Annotated in this window: 1 protein-coding gene; it reads left to right on the forward strand. The window is 29.5% G+C overall.

Features of this window, described 5'->3' with window-relative positions; translation table 11 throughout:
* Positions 1 to 205: 205 nt before the first annotated feature.
* On the forward strand, positions 206 to 1,931 hold a 1,726-nt coding region (locus KA828_RS09890), incomplete at its 3' end, for an IS1182 family transposase (protein WP_245336082.1).

The following is a 1,931-nucleotide window of genomic DNA, read 5'->3' on the forward strand; positions in this document are numbered from 1 at the left end:
TTCTTTATTTACAATACTTCGTATTGTTGGCTCGCTTTCTTAGGGGACAGCTTCAGCCTGTAGTCTTCAGCTTGTCCTGTTCCCTCAAGAGTCTCGCCAAAATACTTTGTATTTATATGTAATTTTACATTGTAATACTTTAAAAAAATAAGGCACTTTCGTATAATTTAATAAACTTCACTAAACTAAATTAACGAGGTGCCTTATGTATAAAGATTATAACATGACTCAACTTACTCTACCAATGGAAACTTCAGTTCTTATCCCCACAAATGATATTTCACGACATGTAAATGATATTGTTGAAACAATTCCTGACAATGAATTCGATGAATTCAGACATCACCGTGGTGCAACATCATACCATCCAAAAATGATGTTAAAAGTAATTCTATATGCCTATACACAATCTGTGTTTTCAGGACGTAAGATAGAAAAATTACTTAATGACAGCATCCGAATGATGTGGCTATCACAAAATCAAAAGCCTTCTTATAAAACGATTAATCGATTTAGAGTAAATCCAAAAGTAGATGCTTTATTAGAATCATTATTTATTCAATTTCATAGTCAGTGTTTAAAACAAAATCTTATAGATGATCAGGCCATTTTTATTGATGGTACGAAAGTTGAGGCCAATGCCAATCGATATACATTTGTATGGAAAAAGAGTATTCAAAACCATGAGTCAAGGATGAATGAAGATTCTAAAGCACTCTATCATGAATTGGTGACAAATAAAATCATTCCTGAGATTAAAAAAGATCACGATAATGACTTAACAAAAGAAGAAATAGATTTGATTGGTAGTCATTTAAATAAAGAAATCGAAGATTTAAACAAACATATCGATAATGAGAAGTGTACTAAAATAAGAAAACAAATACGGCTCAAAAGAACTAAAATTAAAAAATACAAAAAGCAAATTAATGATTACTCTGAGCGAAAGCATCGATACAAAGTCCAAAAATCTATTTTAAAAGATAGAAATAGTTATTCTAAAACAGATCATGATGCCACATTTATGAGAATGAAAGAAGACCATATGAAAAACGGTCAACTCAAGCCAGGGTATAATTTACAAATAGCGACAAATTCTCAATTTGTTTTATCTTATAATGTGTATCAAAATCCGACTGATACAAGAACGATGATACCATTTTTAAATTCAATTCAAGAGACCTACGGTCATTTACCTGAATATATTGTAGCTGATGCAGGTTATGGTAGCGAATCAAATTATATGGCAATTATAGATAATTTTAATCGAACGCCACTCATAACTTATGGAATGTTTATAAAAGATAAAACTAAAAAATATAAAAGTGACATCTTTAATACTCAAAATTGGGATTATGACGAAATTAACGATGAATTCATTTGTCCAAACAATAAAAGACTAGGATTTAAAAGATATGCCTATCGCCATGATAAGTATGGTTTTAAACGAGACTTTAAATTATATGAATGTGATGATTGTTCAGAATGTCCTCTGAAACACCAATGTATGAACTTCAATTCAAAAACAAATAAAAAAATAATGAAGAATTATAATTGGGAATATTTTAAAGCCCAAATTAATAAAAAGCTTTCAGAACCAAAAACAAAAAATATCTATAGTCAAAGAAAAATTGATGTAGAGCCTGTTTTTGGATTCATGAAGGCTATTTTGGGTTTCACTCGGATGTCTGTCCGAGGAATCAATAAAGTCAAAAGAGAACTTGGTTTTGTATTAATGGCACTTAATATAAGAAAAGTAGCAGCTCAACGAGCTGAAAATAATCAAAAAATTTATAAAAAAGACAATTTCTATATTATTTCAATAGAAATTGTCTTTTTTCACTTATCCAAGAACATTATGTCCCGGAATCTTTTTACATTACTGAAGAATGATAATAGAAAAATTTATAATAAATCTAGTAACCATGCTC

It is taken from the genome of Staphylococcus sp. GDY8P85P, assembly GCF_017892405.1.
GTDB lineage: Bacteria > Bacillota > Bacilli > Staphylococcales > Staphylococcaceae > Staphylococcus > Staphylococcus borealis.